The following is a 22,461-nucleotide window of genomic DNA, read 5'->3' on the forward strand; positions in this document are numbered from 1 at the left end:
ATATAGCCTTTAAACAGCAGCAGCCGGAGTAGATGTTTCCGGACAACTATTCAGTACAGCATTCAGAAGAACTGGAGTGATTCAATGAGCAAGATTATCGGTATTGACCTTGGAACGACCAACTCATGCGTAGCCATCATGGATGGCGACAAAGTACGGGTCATCGAAAACGCAGAGGGTGATCGCACCACCCCTTCCATCATCGCTTACACAGATGACAACGAAACCCTCGTGGGTCAGTCGGCCAAGCGCCAGGCTGTTACCAACCCCCACAACACTATTTATGCCATTAAGCGTCTGATTGGTCGTCGCTTCAAAGACGACGTTGTTCAGAAAGACATTAAAATGGTGCCTTACAAAATCGCCGAGGCGGATAACGGTGATGCGTGGGTAGAAGTTAAAGGTCAGAAAATGGCCCCGCCTCAGGTATCTGCAGAAATCCTGAAGAAGATGAAGAAGACTGCAGAAGATTACCTGGGTGAGAAAGTGACCGAAGCGGTAATCACTGTGCCGGCCTACTTTAACGACAGTCAGCGCCAGGCTACAAAAGATGCGGGCAAGATCGCCGGTCTGGAAGTGAAGCGCATCATCAACGAGCCGACTGCTGCAGCCCTGGCCTATGGTCTGGACAAGAAGAGCGGTGATCGTACTGTTGCGGTTTATGACCTGGGTGGCGGTACTTTCGACCTTTCCATTATCGAAATTGCAGATGTCGACGGCGAGCACCAGTTCGAAGTGTTGGCAACCAACGGTGACACCTTCCTGGGTGGTGAAGATTTCGATATGAAAATTATCGAATTCCTGGCCGACCAGTTCAAGAAAGACAGTGGAATCGATTTGCGCGGTGACTCTCTGGCCATGCAGCGCCTGAAAGAAGCTGGTGAGAAGGCGAAGATCGAGCTTTCCAGCAGTCAGCAGACCGATGTGAACCTGCCGTACGTTACTGCAGACGCCAGCGGTCCCAAGCACATGAACGTGAAGCTGACCCGTGCCAAGCTTGAGTCTCTGGTTGAAGAGCTTGTTCAGCGTAGCCTGGAGCCGTGTAAGGTCGCTCTGCAAGATGCAGGCATGAAGGCTGGCGATATCGACGAGGTTATACTTGTTGGTGGTCAGACCCGTATGCCGCTGGTGCAGGAAAAGGTTAAGGATTTCTTTGGCAAAGAAGCTCGTAAGGACGTTAACCCGGACGAAGCCGTTGCCATGGGTGCTGCGATTCAGGCAGCCGTACTTTCTGGTGATGTGAAAGACGTGCTACTGCTGGATGTGACTCCGCTGACCCTGGGTATTGAAACCATGGGTGGCGTAGCGACACCGCTGATCGACAAGAACACTACGATTCCTACCAAGAAATCGCAGACCTTCTCAACAGCGGATGATAGCCAGACAGCCGTAACCATTCACGTTGTTCAGGGTGAGCGGAAGCAGGCGACACAGAACAAATCACTGGGTCGTTTTGACCTGGCTGACATCCCGCCCGCACCGCGTGGCGTGCCGCAGATCGAAGTAACTTTCGATATTGATGCTAACGGTATTCTGAACGTGTCTGCGAAAGACAAGGCTACTGGCAAAGAGCAGTCTATTGTCATCAAGGCCTCTTCCGGCTTGAACGATGATGAAATCGAGAAGATGGTCCAGGATGCTGAGGCGAACGCTGAAGAGGATCGCAAGTTCGAGGAGCTGGTCCAGGTTCGCAACCAGGGCGACGCCATGGTTCACGCGGTTCGCAAGACTCTGAAAGATGCCGGCGACAAAGTCAGCGACAGCGAGAAAGAGTCGATTGAAGCGTCTATCAAGGAACTGGAAGAAGCACTTGCCGGTTCTGACAAAGACGACATCGAAGCTAAAACCCAGAAGCTGACTGAAGTTTCAGGTGAGCTGGCTCAAAAGATGTATGCAGATCAGGATGGTCAGGCGCAGCAGGCAGGCGGCCAGGAAGATGCGCAGTCCCAGGCTTCTGATGACGCAGTAGATGCCGAGTTTGAAGAAGTTAAAGACGACGACAAGAAGTAATTCTGACGTACATCAGGTAGTTGGAAAACGCGGAGTTTCTCCGCGTTTTCCGCGTTTAAATAACAGGGTTTTAGAAGCATGGCCAAGCGCGATTATTACGACATTCTCGGAATTTCCCGGGACGCGGATGAGAAAGAAATAAAGCGGGCGTATCGAAAGCTCGCAATGAAGTACCATCCTGACCGTAACCCGGAAGACAAAGACGCTGAGAACAAGTTTAAAGATGCCAGCGAAGCCTACGAAATACTGGCGGACCAGTCCAAGCGGGCTGCCTACGACCAATTTGGTCATGCTGGCGTAGATGGTCAGGCCGGTGGTGGCTTCGGAGGTGGCGGTGGTAACTTCTCCGACATCTTTGGTGACGTGTTTGGTGATATTTTCGGAGGTGGCGGTGGCCGTGGGCGTAGCACCCGCGGTTCGGACCTGCGGTACACCCTGGAGCTGGACCTCGAAGAGGCGGTGAAAGGCAAGACAGTTAAAATCACCATCCCTGGACACAGGGAGTGTGAAGTGTGTGACGGCAGTGGGGCGGAAAAAGGTTCGCGCCCTGAAACCTGCGGTACCTGTAAGGGTATGGGGCAGGTGCGTATGCAGCAGGGCTTCTTTACGGTGCAGCAGGCCTGCCCCACCTGTCGGGGATCTGGCCAGATTATCAAGAACCCCTGTAAGGCCTGCCACGGCCAGGGCAGAGTGCAGGAAGAAAAGACCCTCTCGGTAAAAGTGCCCCCGGGCGTTGATACCGGTGATCGTATCCGGCTTTCGGGCGAAGGCGAAATGGGTGTTGACGGAGGGCCTCCCGGAGATCTGTATGTGCAGATGTCGGTTCGGGAACATTCGATCTTCACCCGTGATGGTCGTAATCTGTATTGCGAAGTGCCGATCAGTATTGTTGATGCTGCCCTGGGTGGTGAGCTTGAAGTGCCGACACTGGATGGTCGGGTGAAGCTTCGTATTCCAGCCGAAACCCAGACCGGAAAGCTTTTCCGGTTGCGGAACAAGGGTGTTAGCCCGGTTCGTGGAGGCCCTTCGGGTGACTTGCTGTGTCGTGTAACGGTGGAAACGCCTGTTAACCTGACCAAGCGCCAGAAGGAGTTGCTCAATGAGTTCCAGGAAGCCCTTGACGGCAGCAGCACTACCAATCACGCACCGAAGAAAACGTCGTGGTTTGAGGGTGTTAAGAGCTTCTTCGACGAAATGAAATTCTGATCAGTTTGATATAGGGAAAGGTCATGAGGGTAGCAATCATCGGCGCCGCTGGGCGCATGGGCAAGGTGCTGATTGAAGCGGTTGACGGTACAGAAGGGCTTGAGCTCGGCGCTGCTGTCGTTGAACCGGGTAGCACCCTGATTGGTGCCGACGCCGGCGAAATGAGCAGTATCGGGAAAACCGGTGTCAAAATGGCGGGTACTCTGGCAGATGTAAAAGACGACTTCGATGTGCTCATTGATTTCACTTTCCCCGACCTGACTCTGGAAAATGCCGAGTTCTGCAAAACCAACGGCAAAATGCTCGTTGTTGGTACCACTGGCCTGTCCGATGCTGAAAAAGAGCAATTAGCGCTCGCGGCAGAGTCTGCACCAGTGGTTTTTGCTCCCAATATGAGCGTTGGGGTGAACGTGGTCCTCAACCTTCTGCGAACTGCCGCGGCAACGTTGGGTGACGACTATGATGTAGAAATCATCGAAGCACATCACCGCCACAAAAAAGATGCACCTTCTGGCACCGCCTTGCGCATGGGAGAAGTCGTAGCAGACGCGCTGGGTCGGGATCTGAAGGAGTGTGCGGTCTATGGTCGCGAAGGTTTCACCGGCGAGCGCACCCGCAAGGAGATCGGGTTCGAAACCATTCGTGCCGGCGATGTTGTAGGTGATCACACCGTACTCTTTGCCACTGAAGGCGAGCGTATAGAGGTAACACACAAGGCGAGTAGTCGTATGACCTTCGCCAAAGGTGCTATGCGAGCGGCGCTTTGGCTGAAAGACAAGCCTGCCGGCCTTTACGATATGCAGGATGTTCTCTCTTTGAAGTGAGGCATTAAGGATAAGAGAGTTGAGGTCATGCTTTAAGGCAGGGGCTTGGCATATTCGCTCCGGGAATGTCGGAGGCCAAGGACGGCCGGAGACAAGCGCACATGGATGTGCTCGTAGCGGTTCCCGGAGCGAATATGCCGAGTGCCGGCCGGTGTTACAGGCATGCTCCACTGCAAGGCGATTTTCCATGGACACAAAACTGCAAATTTTATACAATAAGGCGGTTTAACTGCACCAAGCGTAGGCTTTGAAAAAGCCCAGGGAACAAAAAGTGTTCCCGGATAACAGAAAGCGGGACGGAGTTTTTACTCCCTCTCGCTTTTTTGCGACCTGAATTTGCGCTTGCGTTCCTGTTCGTGACGAACCGATACGCCACTCGATGAGGATACAAGCCTTGAGCACACCCGCAATCCTTGCACTCGCAGACGGAAGCCTGTTTTACGGTACCGCTATTGGCGCTGACGGAGAAACCAGCGGCGAAGTGGTATTCAATACTGCCATGACCGGCTACCAGGAAATACTGACAGACCCGTCCTACTCACGCCAGCTCGTAACCCTGACCTACCCGCACATTGGCAACACCGGTGTGAATGAAGAAGATGTTGAGTCAGACCGCATTCAGGCAGCTGGCCTTATAATTCGTGATCTGCCCTTGGTGGCCAGTAACTGGCGCAGCAACGGATCGCTGGATGAGTACCTGCGAAACAGCAACATTGTTGGAATAGCTGACATAGATACCCGACGCCTCACGCGTATCCTTCGTGATAAAGGTTCGCAGAATGGCGCTATTGTGGCTGGCGCTGACGCCACTGCTGAGCGTGCACTGGAGTTGGCCAACGCGTTCCCGGGTCTCAAGGGTATGGACCTGGCGAAAGAGGTTACCTGTGACACGGCCTATAAGTGGACTCAGGGTGAGTGGACGCTCGGCCAGGGTTACGCCGAGGCAGGTGAGCCAAAGTTCAAGGTTGTGGCGTGGGATTACGGCGTCAAGTTCAACATTCTGCGAATGCTGGTATCCCGTGGCTGCGACGTCACCGTGGTACCAGCACAAACCCCGGCCTCAGAAGTGCTGGCAATGAATCCGGATGGCATATTCCTGTCTAACGGCCCGGGAGATCCTGAGCCCTGTGACTATGCAATCAAGGCAATTCAGGAAGTACTTGAAACCGAAATTCCGGTATTTGGGATCTGTCTGGGTCATCAGCTTCTGGCTCTTGCCAGCGGCGCGAAAAGTATGAAGATGAGCCATGGCCATCATGGCGCCAACCATCCGGTTCAGCGCATTGATAAGGGCACGGTTATGATTACAAGTCAGAACCACGGCTTTGCAGTCGATGAAACGTCTTTGCCGGCCTCGCTGGAAGTTACCCACAAGTCTTTGTTTGATGGCACCTTGCAGGGCATTCGCCGCACCGACAAGCCGGCCTTCAGTTTTCAGGGGCACCCCGAGGCAAGCCCAGGCCCTGGTGATGTGGCGCCCTTGTTTGATGAGTTTATCCGTTTGATGGAAGTCCGAAAGGGGTAACACCGGTTTACGGACAAATACGTCATACCAGATCCGAGACACGCGCCGCGTTTTTGCGCTGCAAGAATTTAAACGTTGCTGACAGGTTTACCAAGACATGCCAAAACGGACCGATATTAATAGCATCCTGATTCTGGGCGCAGGCCCGATTGTGATCGGGCAGGCGTGCGAATTTGATTACTCCGGCGCGCAGGCCTGTAAGGCCCTGCGAGAGGAAGGTTACCGGGTAATTCTGGTTAACTCGAACCCGGCCACCATCATGACTGATCCCGTGATGGCAGACGCCACCTACATCGAGCCGATTACCTGGCAGACCGTCGCCAAGATCATTGAAAAAGAAAAGCCCGATGCTGTGCTGCCAACCATGGGTGGTCAGACCGCATTGAACTGCGCGCTGGACCTCGAAAAGCACGGCGTGCTGGCAGAGCATGGTGTGGAAATGATCGGCGCCAATGCCGACACCATTGATAAAGCAGAAGACAGAAGCCGCTTCGACAAAGCCATGAAGGCTATTGGGCTTGAATGTCCCCGTGCCTCGATTGCCCACACCATGGCTGAAGCCTGGGAAGTGGCTGAAGACATCGGCTTCCCCTGTATTATTCGCCCGTCGTTCACCATGGGCGGTTCTGGTGGCGGCATTGCATACAACCGCGATGAGTTCGAGGAAATCTGCACCCGTGGCCTGGACCTCTCGCCAACCAACGAGCTGCTCATTGACGAGTCTCTGATCGGCTGGAAAGAGTACGAGATGGAAGTGGTCCGCGATAAGGCGGATAACTGCATCATCGTGTGTGCGATTGAGAACTTCGATGCCATGGGTGTGCACACCGGGGATTCCATCACTGTCGCGCCGGCGCAAACGCTGACCGACAAGGAATACCAGATCATGCGCGATGCCTCTCTGGCCGTGCTGCGTGAGATTGGTGTGGAAACCGGCGGCTCCAACGTTCAGTTTGGTATCAATCCGGACACCGGCCGTATGGTCGTCATCGAAATGAATCCCCGGGTGTCGCGTTCATCGGCGCTGGCCTCAAAGGCCACAGGTTTCCCCATTGCCAAAGTGGCTGCAAAGCTGGCAGTGGGATACACGCTGGATGAGTTGCGTAATGAGATTACCGGTGGTGTAACGCCGGCGTCGTTCGAGCCCAGTATTGACTACGTTGTTACCAAGATCCCGCGATTCACCTTTGAAAAATTCCCGCAGGCTGATGCCCGCCTGACGACCCAGATGAAATCTGTGGGCGAAGTCATGGCTATTGGTCGCACGTTTCAGGAATCCCTGCAGAAATCCCTTCGGGGACTGGAGGTGGGTTCTGACGGTTTTGACGAGCGCCTTGAAGAGTTCACTTCGGAAACTTCCCGTGAAACTCTGACCACTGAGCTGAGCGTTCCGGGCGCCGATCGTATCTGGTACATCGGTGATGCCTTCCGCGCAGGGCTGAGTGTCGAGGATGTGTTCGAATACACCAAGGTAGATCCGTGGTATCTGGTGCAGATCGAAGACCTCATTCGTGAAGAGCAGGCTCTGAAGTCTGCCGGCAAGGCTGATATCGATCACGCCACCCTGTTCCGTTTGAAGCGCAAGGGTTTTTCCGATGCACGCCTGGCCAAGCTGTTAGGTATAACTGAAGCAAGCATGCGCAAGTTGCGGCATGACTTGAATATTCGTCCGGTTTACAAGCGGGTCGACACCTGTGCCGCCGAGTTTGCCTCTGACACTGCCTACATGTACTCCACCTATGAGGAAGAGTGCGAAGCCGACGTCAGCGACCGTGAAAAGATTGTTGTTATCGGCGGTGGCCCTAACCGGATCGGCCAGGGTATAGAGTTTGACTACTGCTGTGTTCACGCGGCGCTCGCCATGCGTGAAGATGGTTACGAAACCATCATGATCAACTGCAACCCGGAGACGGTATCAACCGACTATGATACCTCGGACCGGTTGTACTTTGAGCCGATTACGCTTGAGGACGTGCTGGAAATCATCAACGTCGAGAAGCCCAAAGGGGTAATCGTTCAGTATGGCGGCCAGACACCGTTGAAACTGGCCCGTGGCCTTGAAGCTGCCGGCGTGCCAATCATTGGTACCAGCCCGGATGCGATTGACCGTGCGGAGGATCGTGAACGGTTCCAGCAAATGATCAATCGCCTGGGGTTAAAGCAGCCGCAGAACGCCACCGTACGCAGCCATGAAGAAGGCATCCTGGCGGCCCGGGAAATTGGCTATCCACTCGTGGTGCGTCCGTCATACGTGCTGGGCGGCCGAGCCATGGAAATTGTTTTTGGTGAAGATGAGTTGGTGCGCTACATGCGCAGTGCGGTACTGGTTTCCAATGATAGCCCGGTATTGCTCGACCACTTCCTGAATGCCGCGATTGAGGTGGATATTGATGCCATCTGCGACGGCAAGGATGTGGTTATTGGCGGTATCATGCAGCATATTGAGCAGGCGGGAATTCATTCCGGGGACTCTGCGTGCTCCTTGCCACCCTACACCTTGCCGCCTGAGGTGCAGGACGCCATGCGCGAGGCGGTAAGAAAAATGGCCATCGAGCTGGAAGTTGTGGGCTTGATGAACGTTCAGCTGGCCTGGCAGGGTGGCGAAATTTACGTGATCGAGGTAAACCCTCGCGCTTCAAGAACGGTGCCCTTTGTATCCAAGGCCATTGGTGTATCGCTGGCGAAAGTGGCGGCGAGGGTTATGGCTGGAACGTCTTTGGCCGAGCAAGGCTTTACCAAAGAAGTGGTGCCTGATTACTACGCTGTAAAAGAGTCGGTATTCCCGTTCAACAAATTCCCGGCGGTTGACCCTATTCTCGGGCCGGAGATGAAGTCTACCGGTGAGGTTATGGGGCTGGGTGACAGCTTCGACGAGGCTTTTGCCAAGGCTTCACTGGCGATTGGCGAGCGCTTGCCTTCAAAAGGCACTGTGTTTATGTCGGTTCGTGATGTAGATAAAGAAGGTGCCGTTCAGGTTGCCCGGGATCTGGTTGATACCGGCTTCAAACTTGTAGCGACCACCGGCACAGCCAAAGCTTTCCGTGAAGCCGGCCTGGAAGTTGAGCGGGTGAACAAGGTTGGCGAAGGCCGGCCGCACATCGTGGACGCCATCAAGAATGGCCAGGTTCAACTGATAATTAACACAACCGAAGGCCGCAAGGCAGTGTCCGATTCGGCGCAAATTCGCCAGTCGGCGCTGCAGACCAAGGTGGCCTACACCACAACATTGGCGGGTGGCGAAGCCTTTTGCCGGGTCATCAAGTTCGGACCTGAGCGCACAGTACGCCGTCTGCAAGACCTTCACGCAGGAAAGTAAGATTATGAGTGAACGAGTACCTATGACAAAAGCGGGTGAAACCCGTCTTCGTGAGGAGCTCCAGAAGCTGAAATCCGAGGATCGTCCGCGGGTTATTGCTGCTATTTCAGATGCCCGGGAGCATGGTGATCTAAAAGAGAACGCTGAGTATCACGCTGCCCGTGAGCAGCAGAGCTTTATTGAAGGTCGGATCCAGGAAATTGAGGGCAAGCTCTCGGCTGCTCAGGTGATCGATGTCACAACGATGGAAAACACCGGGCGGGTGATTTTTGGCACGACTGTGCACCTGATCAACATGGACACGGATGAGCAGGTGGTCTATCAGATCGTCGGTGAAGACGAGGCGGATATCAAAGAAGGCAAGCTTTCAATCTCGTCGCCTATCGCACGTGCTCTCGTTGGCAAGAATGAAGATGACGTTGTCGCTATCCGCGTGCCCTCTGGCACAGTGGAGTATGAAATCGAGAAGGTGGAATACATCTGATTCGATCAACGTTGGCGTAACCAGTGCGCAGAGAATAAAAAAACCGGCTGTGGCCTTCGCAGCCGGTTTTTTTAACTTTAATCGTTTTGCTTCCTGTCTTCCGCGAATCTTAGTTTTTAAAGCGCAGCAGATTGGAAAGCTTGGGGTTGGGCTTTTTGGCCCTGCGCATGATAACGGCAATTTTGCCGATGGTCTGAACCACTTGGGCGCCACTGGCTTCGCAAAGGGCTGCTATCGCTTCCTGGCGAGCTTCCCTGTCCTGGCTGGCCACCTTGATCTTGATGAGTTCGTGGTCGTTCAAGGCGCGCTCCAGTTCTTCCTGGAGGTTTTCGGTGAGGCCTTTGTCGCCCACAATAATGACTGGCTTCAGGTGGTGGGCAATAGCCCGGTATTCCCGGCGCTGTTCCGGTGAAAGGCTCATGATGCAATCTCTTTATCGGTGCAATTAACAAAAGGTCAGCGGCATATTCGCTGGCAACGTCGTATAATTGGCGAATTGTAACAGACAACCTTGTATAACTGATCATCTTGGAGACGTTGTAATTTCCGAGATGAAGCCCACATATAATCTATGCGGGAGTTTGTCCGGCGTTAAGGAACGTCTTCAGGTTGATCCGCAGCTGCGTTTTTCTGTAGCCGTTACGGGTAGGCCGTTTCTGGTGGATGGACGTACAATTAGTGTAAGGTGTCGGCAAAGAGTATTTGCTTCGTAGGCTTGCTCTTCAATTCACAGGTGATGATCCTTGAACGATATGGCAAAAAATCTGGTTCTTTGGCTAATTATAGCCGCAGTACTTCTGATGGTGTTTCAGAACTTTTCTCCCACCACCAGCGGTCAGCAAGTCAATTATTCCCAATTCGTTGAGATGGTTCAGCAGGGCCAGATCAACAAAGTCACGATTGATGGTCTGGAAATTCAGGGCACCCGCGGTGATGGGTCCCAGTTCGAGACAATTCGTCCGCAGGTGGCGGACAATAAGTTGATGGACGATCTGCTGGCGAACAACGTAGAAGTGATCGGCAAACAGCCTGAGCGCCAGAGCCTGTGGACACAGCTGCTGGTAGCGGCGTTCCCGATTCTGATCATAATTGCATTGTTCGTGTTCTTCATGCGCCAGATGCAGGGCGGCGGTGGCGGCAAAGGCCCCATGTCGTTTGGCAAAAGCAAAGCGCGCCTGATGAGTGAAGATCAGATCAAAACCACCTTTGCCGATGTGGCTGGTGTGGATGAGGCCAAGGAAGATGTTAAGGAGCTGGTTGACTTCCTTAGGGATCCCAGCAAGTTCCAGCGTCTTGGTGGCAGTATTCCCAAAGGCGTCTTGATGGTGGGGCAACCGGGTACCGGTAAAACTCTGCTGGCCAAAGCGATCGCCGGTGAAGCAAAGGTTCCGTTCTTCTCAATCTCCGGTTCCGATTTCGTGGAGATGTTCGTTGGGGTTGGTGCATCCCGTGTACGGGATATGTTTGAGCAGGCCAAGAAACAGAGCCCTTGCATCATCTTTATTGACGAGATTGATGCAGTTGGTCGTCACCGCGGTGCTGGCATGGGCGGCGGTCATGATGAGCGCGAACAGACCCTGAACCAGCTGCTGGTTGAAATGGACGGTTTTGAGGGCAACGAAGGCGTTATCGTTATCGCTGCCACCAACCGCCCCGATGTTCTTGACCCCGCGCTGTTGCGCCCAGGCCGTTTTGACCGCCAGGTGGTTGTTGGTCTGCCTGACATCATCGGCCGTGAGCAGATTCTCAAGGTGCACATGAAGAAAGTGCCCGTGGATGAGAACGTTGAGCCCGCGTTGATTGCGCGTGGCACACCCGGTTTTTCCGGTGCTGATCTCGCCAATCTGGTGAATGAAGCAGCGCTTTTTGCAGCTCGCCGGAACATGCGCCTGGTTTCTATGGAAGAGTTTGAACTGGCGAAAGATAAAATCATGATGGGCGCCGAGCGTAAGTCCATGGTGATGAGTGAAAAGGAAAAGCTGAACACAGCGTTTCACGAGTCTGGCCACGCTATTGTTGGCCGGTTGATGCCTGAGCATGACCCGGTTTACAAAGTGAGTATCATTCCACGTGGCCGTGCCCTGGGTGTCACCATGTTCCTGCCTGAAGAAGACAGGTACAGCCACAGCAAGCGTTTTCTGATCAGTTCCATTTGCAGCCTCTTCGGTGGTCGCATTGCGGAAGAGCTGACGTTAGGCTTCGATGGCGTTACTACTGGTGCTTCGAACGATATCGAACGGGCTACTAGCCTGGCCCGTAACATGGTCACTCGTTGGGGCCTGTCTGAGAAGCTGGGGCCGTTGCAGTACGATACCGATAGCGAAGAGCCGTTCCTCGGTCGTTCTGCCGGGCAAGCCCAGACGGTATACTCGCCGGAAACTGCCCAGCGTATTGATGAGGAAGTTCGTAACATCATTGATACGTGCTACGAGAAGGCTACGCAGATTCTGGTTGATAATCGGGACAAGCTGGACATCATGGCTCAGGCGTTGATGAAGTATGAGACCATTGATCGTCATCAGATTGATGACATCATGGAAGGTCGTACTCCGCGACCGCCGAAAGGTTGGGATGACAGGGGTTCTGCGGGTGGCGTCAAAGCTGACAGCCCGGAACAGACTTCCGGAGCCAAGCCTTCCGATGATGGTCAGCGGCCAGATGTTGGTCGACCAGCTGGAGAGCACTAAAGCTTCCGGTTTCAGATAACCTGAGCCTGCTCGCGCCGCCCTCTTAAAAAGGGCGGCGTTTGCTTTTGTCAGGTGCTATTTCAGGCCCCGATGTACCTGCCCAGGAAAAGATCGTTATGGAAATGAAGTTCGCCGGACGAGTTCTGGATCTGTCTCGCTGTCATGTGATGGGCGTTCTAAACGTAACGCCGGACTCGTTCTCTGATGGTGGTCGGTTTAACCAGTTGGATGCTGCGCTTTTAAAAGCTCGGCAAATGGTCAGCGACGGCGCAGCGTTTATCGATGTGGGAGGGGAGTCCACTCGTCCGGGTGCGTCAAAGGTGTCCGTGCAGGAAGAGCTTGACCGGGTTTGCCCGGTGGTTGAGGCAATTTCACGAGAACTCGACGTAATTGTCTCCGTAGATACCAGTACTCCGGAAGTGATGTCGGAGGCGGTCACGAGGGGTGCGGGCCTTATCAACGATGTGCGGGCGCTGCAAAGAGATGGCGCGGCTATTGCGGCCGCACGCTCTGGCGTTCCCGTGTGCATAATGCATATTCAGGGGGAGCCTGAGACGATGCAGGAGCGGCCTGAATATCAAAATGTGTTGCGCGAGGTCAGTGAGTTCCTGGCGGGCCGCATTCATGCCGCCGAGCAGGCGGGAGTATCATCGGACAATATAATTCTGGATCCGGGGTTCGGGTTTGGGAAAACGCTTGAGCACAATCTTCGCTTGCTCGCGTCGCTGGAGCAATTGCAGGTGTTGGGTCACCCTTTGCTTGTAGGTATGTCCCGAAAATCCATGCTTGGCAAGATAACAGGTCGGGATGTTGACGAGAGGTTGCCAGCGAGCCTGGCGGCCGCGACAATCTCGGTCATGAAAGGTGCAAGTATTGTTCGCGCGCACGATGTCAGGGAAACCGTAGATGCCGTCAGGGTGGCGACGGCCGTAAAGGAGACAGTTTGATGACCGGAAGAAAATATTTTGGCACCGATGGAATCCGCGGCAGGGTGGGTGAACACCCGATTACGCCGGAATTCATGTTGCACCTTGGGTGGGCTGCAGGGCAGGCCTTCAAAAAGGCGGGTCAGCGCAACAGTGTGCTCATTGGCAAAGATACTCGTCTGTCTGGTTACATGTTCGAATCCGCGCTGGAGGCCGGATTGTCGGCCGCCGGTGTGGATGTAAAGCTGCTTGGCCCCATGCCAACCCCGGCCATTGCTTATCTGACGCGCACCTTCCGTGCTTCTGCAGGTATCGTTATCAGTGCATCCCATAATCCCCATCATGATAACGGGATAAAGTTCTTTTCTGCCGATGGTACCAAGCTCGATGATGCCCTTGAGGCAGAAATAGAGAGTTGGTTGGATAAGCCGATTGAGGTTTGTGGCCCCGGGGAGCTGGGGAAGGCGTCGCGAGTGGAGGACGCGCCTGGGCGCTACGTTGAGTTCTGTAAAAGTACAGTGCCGAACGAATTTACCCTGGATCATATGAAGATTGTACTGGATTGCGCTCACGGTGCGACTTACCACGTTGCTCCGAAAGTTTTCCGGGAGCTTGGCGCGCAGGTATCTGTGATTGGAGCAGAACCAGACGGGCTTAATATCAACCTCAATGTTGGTTCAACACACCTGGATGCGCTCAGGCAGGCTGTCATCGACAAAGGTGCAGACCTGGGTATCGCTTTCGATGGTGATGGTGACCGCGTTCTGATGATTGATCGTGACGGTTCGGAGGTTGATGGCGATGAGCTTTTGTATGTGATCGCCGCCCAGCGTTTTGCCGAAGGGCGCCTCAAAGGTGGTGTGGTTGGCACCTTGATGACCAACCTGGGTGTGGAGTTGGCGCTGACCGAAATGGGTATTACATTCGAGCGCGCGAACGTCGGTGACCGCTATGTAATGGAGCGTCTGTTGGCTAACAACTGGGTGCTCGGCGGTGAAGGATCTGGCCATATGGTTATCCGCGATTGCACGAGTACCGGCGATGGCATTGTTTCCGCACTTCAGGTGCTGCTCTCTATAGGCAAGTCGGGCAAAACTCTTGCCGAGTTGCGCCAAGGCATGAGCAAGCTGCCCCAGACTATGATCAACGTGCGCGTTGCGCAGCGTTTTGATCCATTCAGCCGTGCTGATATTGTTGCTGAGGTTCAGAAAGCCGAAAGGGAGCTTGGTAACTCAGGCAGGATTTTGCTGCGAGCTTCTGGAACCGAGGCGTTGATCCGTGTGATGGCGGAAGGTCAGAGCGCTGAAGATATACGTCGCGTCGCCGAAAAGCTCGCGCAAGTAGTGGAAAATTCAACGCCCTGATTTTGTTGGATTCAGGCTGTTGTCTGTTGTGAGGGACTGCTGTATAGTGCGCCCTCCCTTACATATGGGAACTGTTATGCGACGCAGGATTGTAGCCGGAAACTGGAAGATGAACGGGTCGAGAGACCTATCGGAAGAACTGGTTGGCTATGTCCGGTCTGAGGCCGGATCTCTTGATAACGGCGTGGAGGTTGTTATTATTCCTCCCGCAATTTATATCGGGAATGTGCTGGATCAGGCGCAGGGCGTTGTTTCAGTGGGTGTTCAGAATGTAGGTCAGTGGCAGTCAGGTGCCTATACCGGTGAAGTTTCTCCGGAGATGGCTAAAGATGCAGGTTGTCGCTATGTGCTCGTTGGTCATTCCGAACGCCGCCAGATTTTCGGTGAGACCGATGAGCTGGTTGCCGAGAAAGTATCGCTTGTTGTTTCCAGTGGTCTAGTGGCCATTGTTTGTGTCGGAGAAACGCTGGAAGAGCGTGAGTCTGGCCAAGCAGAGTCAGTTGTTGCTCATCAGGTGCGTTCTGGTTTGGCATTCGTGCCAAAAGGTCAGTGGCACAATGTCGTGGTAGCCTACGAGCCTGTTTGGGCAATTGGCACCGGGAAGACGGCAACTGCTGGTGATGCTCAGGACATGCATTCTGCGATACGGGGGGTGTTGAAAGATATGGGCGCCCCAGCCGAAGAGATTTCACTACTTTACGGCGGCAGTGTAAAAGCGGATAATGCAGCGGCGCTTTTTTCAGAGCCCGATATAGACGGTGGGTTAATCGGCGGCGCTTCATTGGTCGCAAAAGAATTTATGAGTATCTGCCGGTCTTTTCCAGCAGCTACCTAAAGTTAAAGGTTCGCGAGAGTCGATATGGATTTGATGGAAACACTAGTAGTCGTTGTGCACGTCGTGATCGCGGTGGCGCTGGTGGGTCTGGTGCTGATCCAGCAGGGCAAGGGTGCGGATGCAGGTGCGGCCTTCGGTGGTGGTGGTGCCTCCCAAACTGTATTCGGTAGTCAAGGTAGCGGCAGTTTTCTGACCCGTATGACTACTTTGCTCGCGATCGTATTTTTCGTGACGAGTTTTTCGTTGGCAGTCTTCGCCAAGCAGCGTGCTGAGGTGTCTGGTGAGGCAGGTATTCCGGTAGTGCAGGAATCCCACGACGCTCCAGCCGAAAGTGCTGCGGATGCTGCCGAAAGCGAAACCGGGAGCGGGGAGTCTGGCCTCCCCGAGCTCGAGTAAGAGTGTTGCCCAAGTGGTGGAACTGGTAGACACGCTATCTTGAGGGGGTAGTGGCGAAAGCCGTGCCGGTTCGAGTCCGGCCTTGGGCACCAATTAAGAAGAAAAACGGCTTGGAACTTCCAGGCCGTTTTTTTGTTCAGTCCTTGACCAGTCCGTTCGGCGTCTCTATACTCCGGCGGATATTGGAGCCAGGCATCTTTTGTTGTCGGGTTTCTGGCAGGCCAGGTGTCTGTCAGCAGGAAGCGGTTTACCGGTTTGCTTCCTGCGAGTTCTTGCAACAAAAGGCCCCAGTTATCGGGGCTTTTTGATTAAGGGGCCTGGCGCAACGGGCCCTGGTGCGTAAAAAGGGCTGATTGACAGCCCTTTTTTTGTTTTTGGGGCCGGTAAATTTCATAACGGAGACCGCCTAACTTGTCAGGCAAGCTTAAACAACTGGAAGACATCCTTCGGCCCGTGGTGGAAGGCTTGGGTTATGAGTTCTGGGGTATTGAATATCGCTCCAAGGGCTACCAATCCATGCTGCGGGTGTTTATAGACGATGCCGAGAATGGCATCGGCATCGATGACTGCGAGAAAGTCAGTCGTCAGGTCAGTGGCGTGATGGATGTGGAAGATCCCATCCAGACCGAGTACACACTGGAGGTTTCGTCTCCGGGGATGGATCGCCCGCTGTTCCGGCCTGAGCAGTATCAGGCATTTGTGGGGCATCAAGTACAAATCCGCTTGCGCATGGCGTTTGAAGGCCGGCGCAAGTTTCAGGGGCTTATTAAAGGTGTCGAAGGCGATGATGTCATTGTGGTCGTTGATGATCATGAATATCTGCTGCCTTTCGATAGTATCGAAAAAGCCCAAATTGTTCCGGTATTCGAGTGAGCCATTTGAATAACTCAGTAGATGCACAGTTTATTTTCAGGGCAGGGCAATCCAATGAGTAAAGAGATCTTGCTGGTAGTTGAAGCCGTCTCGAACGAGAAAGGTGTCGAGAAGGATGTGATTTTCGAGGCGATCGAGCTGGCACTCGCCACCGCTGCCAAAAAACGTTACGAAGACGAAGAGTCGGATGTGCGCGTGTCCATTGACCGTCGCACCGGTGAGTACGAAACCTTCCGCCGTTGGCTTGTCGTCGATAACGATGCTGTTCCTGCGCTTGGCACCGAACTTACGCTTCAGGAAGCAGAAGAAATTGATCCTTCGCTCAAGCCGGGCGACACCTACGAAGAGAAGGCCGAGTCTGTTGCCTTTGGTCGTATCGGTGCTCAGGCCGCAAAGCAGATCATCTTCCAGAAAGTTCGTGAAGCCGAGCGCAGCAAAATCGTTGATAGCTATCGTGATCGCGTTGGCGAGCTGGTCTCGGGCACTGTAAAGAAGGTTACCCGAGATAATGTTATTGTAGATCTTGGCGCTAACGCGGAAGCTTTGCTGCCCAGAGAGTACCTGATCCCGCGTGAAACATTCCGCATGGGTGACAGGGTGCGCTCTCTGCTGCTTGAGATCCGCACTGATCACCGTGGGCCTCAGCTTATCCTGAGCCGCTCTGCTCCGCAGATGCTGGTTGAGCTGTTCCGCATTGAAGTGCCCGAGATCGCAGAAGAGTTGATCGAAATCCGTGGTGCTGCCCGTGACTGTGGCTCACGCGCCAAGATTGCGGTGAAGACCAACGATCGTCGTATTGATCCGGTTGGCGCTTGTGTAGGCATGCGCGGCTCCCGCGTTCAGGCTGTTTCCAACGAACTGGGCGGTGAGCGAGTAGACATAGTTCTTTGGGATGACAATCCTGCCCAGCTGGTTATCAACGCCATGGCGCCTGCCGAAGTTGCTTCTATTGTGATGGATGAGGATCGTCACACGATGGAAGTAGCGGTTGCAGAAGATAACCTGGCTCAGGCTATCGGTCGTAACGGGCAGAATGTGCGCCTTGCCACCGAACTTACAGGTTGGACACTGAATGTCATGACCGAAGAGGAGGCTGGTGAGCGGCAAGAGCAGGAATATAACACTCTGGTTGAGCACTTTACTGCCCACCTCGACGTGGATGAAGAGTTCGCAGGTGTGCTGATTGAGGAAGGCTTTACCTCTATTGAAGAAGTCGCCTACGTGCCGATGGAAGAAATGCTGGCGATCGACGGCTTTGATGAAGACACCGTCACTGAATTACGTCGCCGTGCCAAGGATGTCCTGTTGAACCAGGCCCTGGCCAGTGAAGAAGCCCTCGACGGCGCTGAGCCGGCAGAAGATCTTCTGAATATGGACGGTATGGATCGCGGCCTGGCGTTCAAGCTCGCCGGCATGGGGGTGCGCACCATGGAAGATCTGGCAGAGCAGTCGGTTGACGACCTGCTTGAAATCGAAGGTATTGATGAAGAGCGTGCAGGGCAGTTGATTATGACCGCACGCGCCCCCTGGTTTGAAGACCAGGCCTAATTCGGGAGGAGTCCAGTATGGCTGAAGTAACGGTAAAACAACTGGCCGATGATGTAGGCGCTCCCGTGGATCGTTTGCTGAAACAGATCGTGGAAGCCGGCCTGAAAGCCCGCTCAGAAAACGACGCTGTCTCCAGCGATGAGAAGCAGCAGTTGCTGGCCTATCTGAGAAAGACCCACGGTGAAGCAGGCGCTGAGCCGAACAAAATTACACTGAAGCGCAAAACTACAACCACGCTCAAGGCCGGTAAGGCCAAGACCGTCAATGTAGAAGTGCGCAAGCGGCGCACTTACGTAAAACGCGCTGAGCTTACGCCTGAGCCGGAAGCTGAGGCGCCGGAAGAGCTTCAGGAAGAGCAGAAAGTTGAGCCGCAGCCGACAGAAACTGCTGCGGATGTGGCGGCTGAACAGGCACCCCAGGTAGAGGCAGAAGCACCGGCTGAATCTGTGAAAGCCGAAGCGCCGGTAGCTGAAGATAAGGCTTCTTCAGAGAAGGCGGAGCCGAAAGCAGCGCCTGAGCCCGCCCCTGCTCCGGAAGATATTCCGATTCCCCCTCCAGCAGAGGGCGAAGGCAAAGATCGGAAACCGAAGAAAAAGAAAGAAAAAGTTCGTGAGCGTGGCGACGAGACTGATGATGGCAAGCCTAAGAAGAAACAGGCCGGCCACCGTGGTCCACGTGGTCGCTCTGCAGAGGAGCCGCTGGTGATCTCGGAAGACGACGATGACACCACGTTGCGCAAACCACTGCGAGCGAAAAAGAAACCCAAAGAGAAGCGTCATGGCTTCGAGAGGCCGACCAAACCAATGGTCAGAGAAGTAGAAGTTCCAGAAATTATTACCGTTGGCGATCTTGCCCAACGGATGGCTGTTAAATCCGGTGATGTCATCAAGACTTTGATGGGCATGGGTGTAATGGCGACCATTAACCAGCCGCTGGATCAGGCGACGTCGACTCTTGTTGTTGAAGAACTGGGTCACAAGGCCAAGCCGATCAGTGATGATGCGTTTGAAGAAGGCGTGCTCAGCGAATTCAGTGTTGAAGGCAAGGTTAAGGCCAAGCGCGCACCTGTTGTGAGTGTGATGGGTCATGTTGATCATGGTAAAACCTCCCTGTTGGACTACATTCGCCGCACCAAAGTCGCTTCCGGTGAGTCTGGTGGTATTACCCAGCATATTGGTGCCTACCACGTAGAGACTGATCACGGAATGATCTCGTTCCTGGATACCCCTGGCCACGCGGCGTTTACCGCAATGCGCGCCCGTGGTGCTCAGTGCACGGACATTGTTATTCTGGTTGTAGCATCTGATGATGGCGTTATGCCGCAAACCAAAGAAGCGGTTGAACATGCCCGCTCTGCCGGTGTGCCCATCGTTGTCGCTATCACCAAGATGGATAAAGAACAGGCCGACCCCGACCGCGTGAAGAACGAGCTGGCGGCAATTGAGGTTATCCCGGAAGACTGGGGTGGCGACGTTCAGTTTGTACCTATCTCCGCGCACTCAGGGGAAGGCGTCGACAATCTGCTGGAAGCGGTATTGCTGCAAGCAGAAATTCTTGAGCTGCAAGCCTCGCCCGACGCGCCTGCCCAAGGTGTAGTGGTTGAGTCCAGCCTTGAGCGTGGTCGCGGCTCTGTAGCGACCGTTCTTGTTCAAAACGGTACCTTGCGCCAGGGTGATATGGTTGTTGCAGGTTCTTACTTCGGTAAGGTGCGCGCAATGACGGACGAGGCTGGCAAGCAAGTGAAAGAAGCTGGTCCGTCTATTCCGGTCGAGATTCTTGGCCTCAATGGCACACCAAATGCTGGCGATGAGTTCTTTGCCGTAGCCAATGAGCGTAAGGCCAAAGAACTGGCAGAGTTCCGCCATGTTCGAGAGCGCGAGCAGCGTTTGCAGCGAGCGCAGGCGGCCAAGCTTGAGAACCTGTTCGAGAACATGGGCAAAGATGAGGTTAAAACCCTCAACGTTGTGCTGAAAACAGACGTTCGCGGCTCTCTGGAAGCAATCACCAAGTCGCTGCAGGATCTGGGTAACGAAGAAGTGCAGGTGAAGATCGTATCTTCTGGCGTTGGTGGTATTGCCGAGACAGACGTGAGCCTCGCGATGGCGACCAATGCTGTTATTTTCGGCTTTAACGTGCGTGCCGATACCGCATCCAAGCGTCTGGTGGAGCAGGAAGGTCTGGATCTGCGCTACTACAGCATTATCTATAACCTGCTGGACGATGTGAAAGCAGCGTTGACGGGCATGCTGGCACCAGAATTCCGTGAAGATATCGTAGGCATTGCAGATGTTCGCGATGTGTTCCGTTCGCCGAAGTTCGGCCAGGTGGCTGGCTGCATGGTGACCGAAGGCAACGTATACCGGAACAAACCGATCCGTGTACTGCGTGATAACGTGGTGATCTTTGAGGGCGAGCTGGAATCCCTGCGTCGCTTCAAGGACGATGTGCCTGAAGTCCGTAACGGTATGGAATGTGGTATTGGTGTTAAAGGCTACGACGTGAAGGTCGGTGACCAGATCGAAGTCTTCGACCGTATCAGAGTCGAGCGTAAACTCGAATCTACGGGGGCCTGATGCCTAGAGAGTTCAGTCGTATTGATCGCATTGGCGATCAGATGCAGCGTGAGCTTGCCCAGCTGATTCAGCGCGAAGTAAAGGATCCGCGGTTAGGCATGGTAACGGTTAACGCAGTCAAGGTCAGTCGTGACCTTGGCTACGCCGATATCTATGTCTCACTGTTGACCACTGAGGAGCTCACTGCAGAGTCTCCCGAGGTCAAGGATTCGATTTCGGTGCTGAACAGAGCCGCAGGGTTTCTTCGTGGCCAGGTGGGTAGAGCCATGAAGTTGCGGGTTATTCCGCAGCTTCGGTTCCACTTTGATGCCCTGCAAGGCTACAGCCGTAGAATGGATAGCCTGATCCGTGAAGCAGTTGGCGATAAGCCGGCCGTTGAATCGGAAGACCAGAGCCAGAATGATCCGGAGTCCAACGCTTGAGTCGCAGACGTAAAGGCCGTGATGTTAGTGGCATTCTGGTAATAGACAAGCCGCAGGGTATTACCTCTAACGGTATCCTTCAGGAGGTCAAGCGTCTTTATGGTGCCGCAAAGGCTGGCCATACTGGCGCACTTGATCCGCTTGCGACCGGCGTACTGCCCCTGTGCTTCGGCGAAGCTACGAAGTTTTCGCAGATGATGCTGGACAGCGACAAAGCCTATATTGCCACCGCACGCCTTGGCGAACGCACGGAGACGGGTGACAGCGAGGGCGCAGTCGTTGCTACCAAGCCTGTGCCAACAGACTTGTCGCCGGAAGTGCTTGAACCGGTGCTCGAGCAGTTTCGTGGCAATATCCAGCAAGTTCCCTCCATGTATTCCGCACTCAAACACAATGGTCGCCCGCTCTACGAATATGCCCGTGAAGGCATTGAAGTGGAACGCCCGGCGCGCCCGGTAACCATTTACGAACTCCGACTTCTTGATGTGCGTGAGAACGAAATGGATATCGCAGTTAAGTGCACCAAGGGTACGTACATTCGCTCACTCGTCGAAGACATCGGCGAAGTTCTGGGTTGCGGTGCTCACGTTATCGCACTGAGACGTACTTTGGCGGCCGGGTTCACGCTCTCAGATGCCCATGCAGTGCCAGACCTGGAGGCCATGCGCGAACGTGGAGAAAGTCTCGACGGCCTTCTGGTTGCGCCTGATGCCGCGCTCTCGATGTTCCCTGAGCACCGCTTGTCGGGCCAGTCGTTGGTGTCGATATTGAACGGACAACCGGTTAGAATACCGGGTCGAGCTTACGAAGGCTTTTTGCGCATATATGGCAATGAAGGTTTTGTAGGGCTTGCAGAAGCATTGCCGGAAGGCGAGGAAACCAAACTGGTGCCTCGCCGGCTGGTAAGTGACAACGGTAAGCGTTAAGTAGACCGTTGTTTAGCCGGGCTGTAGAGATGCGCGGTTCGGCCGGATTTAACAGCATCGCAAACATGAGGTGAGTTATGGCACTTTCTGCCAATGAAAAAGCACAGATCGTTCAAGATTATCAGCAAGCTGATGGTGATACTGGTTCCCCGGAAGTGCAGGTTGCACTGCTGAGCGCCAACATCAACAAGCTGCAGGATCATTTCAAGGCTAACAAGCAGGATCACCATTCCCGCCGTGGCCTGATTCGCATGGTTAACCAGCGTCGTAAGCTGCTGGACTACCTTCGTAAGAAAAATGGTGACCGTTACCTGGAGCTGATCAAGCGCCTGGGACTGCGTCGCTAAATCCGGTCTTACGACCTGACGGCTGCTCCGGTATTGTTCCGGAGGCAGCTACCGGCCGGCGGGTTCCTCAGGGGGCCTGCCGGTTGTGTTTTTCATCACCGCATTGAGTATTTTAGTGATTCCGGAATTGTCTGTCGTATTGGGAAGCTGAAATTGATAGCAGGTTGTTGAAAGCCCGGGCGGTACGTGATCTCAGCGT

18 protein-coding genes and 1 tRNA gene are annotated in these 22,461 nt (G+C 54.2%); 18 read left to right on the top strand and 1 reads right to left on the bottom strand.

Annotated elements, in window-relative coordinates; translation table 11 throughout:
• Positions 1-84: 84 nt before the first annotated feature.
• The 6 genes from dnaK (at position 85) to greA (ending at position 9,365) form a co-directional block, all read left to right on the top strand.
• Complete coding sequence (gene dnaK, locus Q4606_RS02220) at positions 85-2,010, top strand: molecular chaperone DnaK (protein WP_303596810.1); 1,926 nt, start codon at positions 85-87, stop codon at positions 2,008-2,010.
• A gap of 78 nt (positions 2,011-2,088) precedes the next feature.
• On the top strand, positions 2,089-3,216 hold the full coding sequence (gene dnaJ, locus Q4606_RS02225) for a molecular chaperone DnaJ (protein ID WP_303596809.1): 1,128 nt from the start codon (positions 2,089-2,091) through the stop codon (positions 3,214-3,216).
• A gap of 23 nt (positions 3,217-3,239) precedes the next feature.
• Positions 3,240-4,040 carry a 4-hydroxy-tetrahydrodipicolinate reductase gene (gene dapB, locus Q4606_RS02230; protein WP_303596808.1) on the top strand — a complete coding sequence of 267 codons (801 nt, stop codon included), beginning with the start codon at positions 3,240-3,242 and terminating at the stop codon, positions 4,038-4,040.
• A gap of 394 nt (positions 4,041-4,434) precedes the next feature.
• Positions 4,435-5,565 (top strand): glutamine-hydrolyzing carbamoyl-phosphate synthase small subunit, encoded by a 1,131-nt coding sequence (carA, locus tag Q4606_RS02235; RefSeq protein WP_303596807.1) that lies wholly within the window; start codon positions 4,435-4,437, stop codon positions 5,563-5,565.
• 97 nt (positions 5,566-5,662) lie between these two features.
• Positions 5,663-8,881, top strand: coding sequence for a carbamoyl-phosphate synthase large subunit (carB, locus tag Q4606_RS02240; protein WP_303606530.1), 3,219 nt, complete (start codon positions 5,663-5,665; stop codon positions 8,879-8,881).
• Between the two features lie 4 nt (positions 8,882-8,885).
• Complete coding sequence (gene greA, locus Q4606_RS02245) at positions 8,886-9,365, top strand: transcription elongation factor GreA (RefSeq protein WP_303596805.1); 480 nt, start codon at positions 8,886-8,888, stop codon at positions 9,363-9,365.
• A gap of 109 nt (positions 9,366-9,474) precedes the next feature.
• Here greA and yhbY read toward each other — a convergent pair whose 3' ends face one another.
• Positions 9,475-9,786, bottom strand: coding sequence for a ribosome assembly RNA-binding protein YhbY (gene yhbY / locus Q4606_RS02250; RefSeq protein WP_303596804.1), 312 nt, complete (start codon positions 9,784-9,786; stop codon positions 9,475-9,477).
• 322 nt (positions 9,787-10,108) lie between these two features.
• Between yhbY and ftsH the strand changes: the two genes are divergently transcribed.
• From ftsH to rpsO, 12 genes are all read left to right on the top strand, one after another.
• The gene (ftsH, locus tag Q4606_RS02255; RefSeq protein WP_303596803.1) at positions 10,109-12,052 is read left to right on the top strand and encodes an ATP-dependent zinc metalloprotease FtsH; all 1,944 of its coding nucleotides are present in this window, start codon (positions 10,109-10,111) and stop codon (positions 12,050-12,052) included.
• 116 nt (positions 12,053-12,168) lie between these two features.
• Positions 12,169-12,999 carry a dihydropteroate synthase gene (gene folP, locus Q4606_RS02260; RefSeq protein ID WP_303596802.1) on the top strand — a complete coding sequence of 277 codons (831 nt, stop codon included), beginning with the start codon at positions 12,169-12,171 and terminating at the stop codon, positions 12,997-12,999.
• Positions 12,999-14,342, top strand: a complete 1,344-nt coding sequence (gene glmM, locus Q4606_RS02265) for a phosphoglucosamine mutase (RefSeq protein WP_303596801.1) — start codon at positions 12,999-13,001, stop codon at positions 14,340-14,342. Before folP ends, glmM begins: the two co-directional genes overlap by 1 nt.
• A 76-nt stretch (positions 14,343-14,418) precedes the next feature.
• On the top strand, positions 14,419-15,177 hold the full coding sequence (gene tpiA / locus Q4606_RS02270) for a triose-phosphate isomerase (protein ID WP_303606531.1): 759 nt from the start codon (positions 14,419-14,421) through the stop codon (positions 15,175-15,177).
• Positions 15,178-15,201: 24 nt separating this feature from the next.
• Complete coding sequence (gene secG / locus Q4606_RS02275) at positions 15,202-15,573, top strand: preprotein translocase subunit SecG (RefSeq protein WP_303596799.1); 372 nt, start codon at positions 15,202-15,204, stop codon at positions 15,571-15,573.
• Between the two features lie 7 nt (positions 15,574-15,580).
• Positions 15,581-15,665: transfer RNA gene (locus Q4606_RS02280), tRNA-Leu, on the top strand.
• Positions 15,666-15,984: 319 nt separating this feature from the next.
• Complete coding sequence (gene rimP / locus Q4606_RS02285; RefSeq protein WP_303596798.1) at positions 15,985-16,446, top strand: ribosome maturation factor RimP; 462 nt, start codon at positions 15,985-15,987, stop codon at positions 16,444-16,446.
• A gap of 54 nt (positions 16,447-16,500) precedes the next feature.
• Positions 16,501-17,994: a transcription termination factor NusA gene (gene nusA / locus Q4606_RS02290; RefSeq protein ID WP_303596797.1), complete on the top strand. Its 1,494-nt coding sequence runs from the start codon at positions 16,501-16,503 to the stop codon at positions 17,992-17,994.
• A gap of 17 nt (positions 17,995-18,011) precedes the next feature.
• Positions 18,012-20,567 carry a translation initiation factor IF-2 gene (gene infB, locus Q4606_RS02295; RefSeq protein ID WP_303596796.1) on the top strand — a complete coding sequence of 852 codons (2,556 nt, stop codon included), beginning with the start codon at positions 18,012-18,014 and terminating at the stop codon, positions 20,565-20,567.
• Positions 20,567-20,989, top strand: coding sequence for a 30S ribosome-binding factor RbfA (gene rbfA / locus Q4606_RS02300; protein WP_303596795.1), 423 nt, complete (start codon positions 20,567-20,569; stop codon positions 20,987-20,989). The genes infB and rbfA overlap by 1 nt, the downstream gene beginning before the upstream one ends.
• Positions 20,986-21,915, top strand: coding sequence for a tRNA pseudouridine(55) synthase TruB (truB, locus tag Q4606_RS02305; protein WP_303606532.1), 930 nt, complete (start codon positions 20,986-20,988; stop codon positions 21,913-21,915). The genes rbfA and truB overlap by 4 nt, the downstream gene beginning before the upstream one ends.
• 77 nt (positions 21,916-21,992) lie before the next feature.
• Positions 21,993-22,262 (top strand): 30S ribosomal protein S15, encoded by a 270-nt coding sequence (gene rpsO / locus Q4606_RS02310; RefSeq protein ID WP_303596793.1) that lies wholly within the window; start codon positions 21,993-21,995, stop codon positions 22,260-22,262.
• Positions 22,263-22,461 lie beyond the last annotated feature (199 nt).

Origin of the sequence: Marinobacter sp. 1_MG-2023, assembly GCF_030549045.1 — a bacterium.
Lineage (GTDB): Bacteria > Pseudomonadota > Gammaproteobacteria > Pseudomonadales > Oleiphilaceae > Marinobacter.

What these genes read in the sequence shown, in the direction of transcription:
- dnaK (WP_303596810.1), top strand. Translation starts at nt 85, where the DNA reads ATGAGCAAGATTATCGGTATTGACCTTGGAACGACCAACTCATGCGTA.
- dnaJ (WP_303596809.1), top strand. Translation starts at nt 2,089, where the DNA reads ATGGCCAAGCGCGATTATTACGACATTCTCGGAATTTCCCGGGACGCG.
- dapB (WP_303596808.1), top strand. Translation starts at nt 3,240, where the DNA reads ATGAGGGTAGCAATCATCGGCGCCGCTGGGCGCATGGGCAAGGTGCTG.
- carB (WP_303606530.1), top strand. Translation starts at nt 5,663, where the DNA reads ATGCCAAAACGGACCGATATTAATAGCATCCTGATTCTGGGCGCAGGC.
- greA (WP_303596805.1), top strand. Translation starts at nt 8,886, where the DNA reads ATGAGTGAACGAGTACCTATGACAAAAGCGGGTGAAACCCGTCTTCGT.
- yhbY (WP_303596804.1), bottom strand. Translation starts at nt 9,786, where the DNA reads ATGAGCCTTTCACCGGAACAGCGCCGGGAATACCGGGCTATTGCCCAC.
- folP (WP_303596802.1), top strand. Translation starts at nt 12,169, where the DNA reads ATGGAAATGAAGTTCGCCGGACGAGTTCTGGATCTGTCTCGCTGTCAT.
- glmM (WP_303596801.1), top strand. Translation starts at nt 12,999, where the DNA reads ATGACCGGAAGAAAATATTTTGGCACCGATGGAATCCGCGGCAGGGTG.
- tpiA (WP_303606531.1), top strand. Translation starts at nt 14,419, where the DNA reads ATGCGACGCAGGATTGTAGCCGGAAACTGGAAGATGAACGGGTCGAGA.
- secG (WP_303596799.1), top strand. Translation starts at nt 15,202, where the DNA reads ATGGATTTGATGGAAACACTAGTAGTCGTTGTGCACGTCGTGATCGCG.
- nusA (WP_303596797.1), top strand. Translation starts at nt 16,501, where the DNA reads ATGAGTAAAGAGATCTTGCTGGTAGTTGAAGCCGTCTCGAACGAGAAA.
- infB (WP_303596796.1), top strand. Translation starts at nt 18,012, where the DNA reads ATGGCTGAAGTAACGGTAAAACAACTGGCCGATGATGTAGGCGCTCCC.
- rbfA (WP_303596795.1), top strand. Translation starts at nt 20,567, where the DNA reads ATGCCTAGAGAGTTCAGTCGTATTGATCGCATTGGCGATCAGATGCAG.
- rpsO (WP_303596793.1), top strand. Translation starts at nt 21,993, where the DNA reads ATGGCACTTTCTGCCAATGAAAAAGCACAGATCGTTCAAGATTATCAG.